The organism is Myroides sp. C15-4, from assembly GCF_050522745.1.
Lineage (GTDB): Bacteria > Bacteroidota > Bacteroidia > Flavobacteriales > Flavobacteriaceae > Flavobacterium.
Genome location: NZ_JBMVQX010000068.1, coordinates 1 through 4,552, shown reverse-complemented (window position 1 = coordinate 4,552; position 4,552 = coordinate 1). Strand labels below are relative to the sequence as shown.

2 protein-coding genes and 1 pseudogene are annotated in these 4,552 nt (G+C 36.4%); all 3 read right to left on the bottom strand.

Going from position 1 to position 4,552, the window contains the following annotated elements:
• A partial coding sequence (locus ACPDHL_RS15975; RefSeq protein ID WP_430533708.1) for a gliding motility-associated C-terminal domain-containing protein occupies window positions 1–1,235 on the bottom strand: 1,235 nt, incomplete at its 3' end.
• Between the two features lie 66 nt (window positions 1,236–1,301).
• Entirely contained in the window at window positions 1,302–2,858 is a 1,557-nt protein-coding gene (locus ACPDHL_RS15970) for a hypothetical protein (RefSeq protein WP_430533707.1), read from the bottom strand.
• A gap of 3 nt (window positions 2,859–2,861) precedes the next feature.
• Window positions 2,862–4,552 (bottom strand): annotated as a pseudogene (locus ACPDHL_RS15965) (hypothetical protein); the annotation flags it as partial.

The following is a 4,552-nucleotide window of genomic DNA, read 5'->3' as shown; positions in this document are numbered from 1 at the left end:
TCATAAGTAATGACGTAATAGTACGTACCACTTGGAAGTTTACTTCCCTTATCAATGGTTGCTTTTCCTTCAGAATAACCACGGAAAACATTACTGCTTCCGTCCCCTTGTGGATCATAACCACGGGTTTCATACACGCGCGATCCCCAACGGTTGAAGATTTCTACCTTATTGTTGGGATAATTCTTGATGTTATCAATAATAAAATAATCGTTTTTACCATCGCCATCAGGCGTTACTAAGTTGTAGATTACGATATCACCATCTAAAATCCAATCCTTTTTTACAGTGGCTAGGGTAAAAATTCCATAGCCTTTGACCGTACCAATAGTTGTCACCTCTTTGGTTGACATATCCACTACTCCCCCTTCATCTACCCAAAGTTGTTGTTTGGCATCCCAGCGAACAATGTGCAAATCTTCTTCAGGAGTACTTAAGACCGCTGGTGAGGTTGTGGATTCATCCCAACTCAAAGTCAACAATACATCACTTTCTTGGTTATTTCCTTTGTCAATCACCCAATACTCTTTGTCATTAATGCTTTTAATCACTCCTGCTTTATTCACATGTGAGGCAAAAAAGGCATCATCACCATAGCTATATTGTCCCATAAAAACATCTTTAGTATTTTTGGGAGCAGAAATACGCGCATAGCGGTATTTTCCTTGATCTCCAACTGGATAGACAAACGATTCATTTCCTATCTTTTCCACAGCACCTTGAATATGGGAGCTATTGTTCATCGACTGAGCTTTTGCTCCCTTTTGGAAGGTAAACATGCCGTGAGAGACCTGTGTAACTGGATTGAATGTAGAATCAACCACCACAATACCGTTTTGGAAATCTACCACACCAGCAGCATCGATATTATTTTTTAAATCAAAGGCCATCACAGGCACCGAACTATCAAAAATAACATCGTAAAACGAAGCCATTTGATTTCCTGTTATTTGCTTAGCTTTGGAAGCTACACCTCCGATCGTAAAGATCGTCATCGAAGTTTTGTTGTTGATCGTTGTTCCATAAGCGCCATCATTGGCAAAATCATCATAATAAATCACCGTACCATCATTGGTCACCTCCCCAGATTGCTCATTTTCAAAGTTGCCTTCTATGGATAACAAGCCCAAAGAGGAAACAGATAGTTCACCTGAATTAACAACTGGAATTGGCTCTTGGCTATAGCTTAGTGTACTACAACTTACTACTACTATATATATTGTTTTCTTTATCATACTTTTATTTTTAAAGGATGAAACCAGCTAAAAAAAATTGCATTAACCCTCATTTTAAAAAAAAATCTACCTACTTAGAAAGGGATTAATTCTCGCTTTTTTAGGGTTACATTTTTGAATATTTATTTCAATCTTTGTCACTCCTGAACGGTAAATTTCTTGATCAAATGGACCTCCATCTGTTCCTACACCTTTAACCGAATAGTAAATAGTTGCTTTGCCAAGATAACCAGGTTCAGGTTTTAAGGTAACATATCCTGTGACTGTATTGAACTCCCATACTCCAACACCTGCCTGCTCGTAACGAGTAGCTGTACTAATTGCATTTCCTTCCTGATCTTCAAATCGAAACGTTGAAAAGTCAATAAAACTAGCATCATTACCGCCAACTGGCGTGGTATTTTGTCCTATTTTTCCTTTATAGAATACATTATTTTCAAAAGGATTGAATGTAAATGCTCTTGTTGTACTACATCCTTCTAAGAGAAACTCTTTAGTTTGAGGAAAAAAAGGCAAACTCACTTTTATATTTCTAATAACTTGTACTTGAGAGGCAGCTCCTGTTGAAGCTGCAAATCCAATTTTAAAGGTCTCGGGTACCATACTTCCCAATAAAACGAGTTGTTCTGGTCCCATATTTTGCGTTTCATTTGCTGAATTAGCACCGGTACTATTGACATTTTCATAATACATCAGATATTGAGGATAGGTATACTGATCTACAATAGTGGATACTGTATTTCCATGTTGAATTTGCACCGTAACGATCATATTGCCATACTGCCCAGGAACCAGCTTAACAATCACTTTTCGGTAGTTCGCATCGCCTACTTGTGTTGATTCTCCTGCTGGTCGAACATAAAAACTAGTATTTGCTGTTGAATTAACTAATTCATATCTTCCTTCACTGTTAATTTTCACACTTTGTCCGCCAATGGTGGAGGTTGTAAATAATACAGGATAACCAGAATAACGCAATCCTCTATTTCCATAACCTGCTAATCCCTCATTGTGCATGGCTCCTCTAATTGTAATGTGACTCATAGGATAAGTAGGGTTAATCGGACTCGTTGATACTATACCATTCATACGATCTCCTGTGGTCGTCCACATTCTATTCTTAAAATTCCCATAGTTATCTATACCAATTCCTAAGTAAGCCCCATCCAATCCTGGTCTAACATTCCCACTAACGGTAGATCTATTATAGGCATACCCCATACTCGCACCATTGGCACCTATACTAAAAGTTTTACTTCCGTCGTACAAAAAGAAACTGATTCCATCGCCATATTTACCTTCAAACTGTTGCCCTCCATACATTAAATATTCAAATTCAATCGTCAGTCCATTATTAGATTTAAATTGCAAGTGATCAATAGCAATACCACTAAATTGGGTTTTACCATTGGTTAAGGTTACCCCTTTTGCATTAAAAATAGGAGTGAATTGTGTTGCATGAGTTACTATCTCACGAGGCTTTCCATTAGTCAAAGACACCTCATAGGGAAATCGCTCTATTCGCTGTCCATATACTTGAATTCCACTGTATAAAAATCCGATGGCAAATAACATAAGCTGTAGCCATACACTATTTTTATTCATTCTATTACTTCTTTTCATCTTTTATTCTTTTACCTTAAACACAATATTCATATACGTGTTAGCTGTAATCTCTGAATTACTTCTTACTTGGTATTGTAAAACCCCTGAACTACTTAAAGTAACATTTGTAAATACTGTATTATCATAATATGTAATAAAGTAATCAAGTTCACTTGCTGCATATACAGGTAAAGTAGAAGTTGGATTACTGCGCACTTGCGTAGCTGTATTTGTAAATCCATATTGATTTTTATAAACTTCATACAGATTTACTTCCCTTGTTCCTGTTAATGCAAGCCCTGTTAAATCATCATGAGAAGGAATAGTAGCCGCAGGCATATAAAAATAGCGTGGCATCGCAGCATTGACTTGTTTTAATACTCCATTCGAATCCATAACGACAATTTGATCCACTATTGTTCCCGTACCTTTAGTCACATTTTTAATCGCTAAATGGTTAGTGGCCGATACCGTTATAGCTGTAGGTTGCGTAAGCAAACCACCCAATTGAAGTTGGTCAACTGACTTGGAAAGTCCATTACCTACATTAACTGCAACCGTCATATCTGTTTGATTCATCCAATAAGGTTCTCCTACAGCATTAGTGGCTAATACCGTATTTGCAACTCCTTTTGCAAAATCTTCCAACAATAAAGTTCCATTTTTGATATGGTTGGTTGTAACGCTTTCTGCATTCAAAGTCAATTTAAACGGCTTTACAACAGCTTGTTGAGCTTCTGTTCCTAAAACATTTCCTACTGTAACTCCAATAACTCCATCCGTTGAAAGGGTTTCTCCATTTGATTGTATTAGTTCCTTTATTACAATTTCTTCTTTTCTTCCATCTTTGTAATTGACATAAAACGTATTATTTTCATACGTGACACTTGCATCTAACTTATCTGTTATCAACTTATTTAAGATATTTTTTACCTTGCTATTGTCAATAATCTCTTGGAAGTTGTTTTGTACATCAGCTACCACATTAATGGTGATTCCTTCTCCATTGGTTTTGATAGCCTCTTCATTTTTGTACACATAAACACCTGCTCCTGAAGAGGTCAATGTAGTATTGGTTTCTTTCGCTCTGATTTCATCTGTGAGATTGAATACCTGCTCTTTTGCCTTAATAATAATATCGCCTACTGTATCGCGAACTACAGAAACATCACCTGTCGCAGTTGTAATAAACCTTTTTAAAAGGTTGTTTACTGTTGAATCATTGATAATTTTCTCAAAATCTGTAATGACATCTTGTGTGATTTCCATTACTACATCATCGCGTAAGCCTGTTTCATCAATAAAATAGTACTCAATCATCCCTGTAGTTTGATTCGTTCCTTTTTCCATTGCTGTTAAAGTCTCTGAGAATTGAATTGAAGCTAATTCCTTTCCATTATTAAAAGTGAATCCTGCTTTTACTTTATCCTCATTTACTTTTTCATCCGTTAGCGTTAATACCGTTTCTGCAGAATTATTTTTGATAATAGTTTTAAATTCTGAACTATCACCCAACTTGTTAATGAACTCTTGATTTTCTACTAAATTCGTAACAAATTTGTTGTTCTTCGCAATCTCTTCTACTGCTAACGATACTTTGTTTTGCTCCGAATCCGTCACAACTAAATAATCGCTTTCTAAGGTAAAGCTCACGTTTACCGTATTCAAGGCAGACCAGTCAATATCTTGACGAGCGTCATGTTCATCGTAAT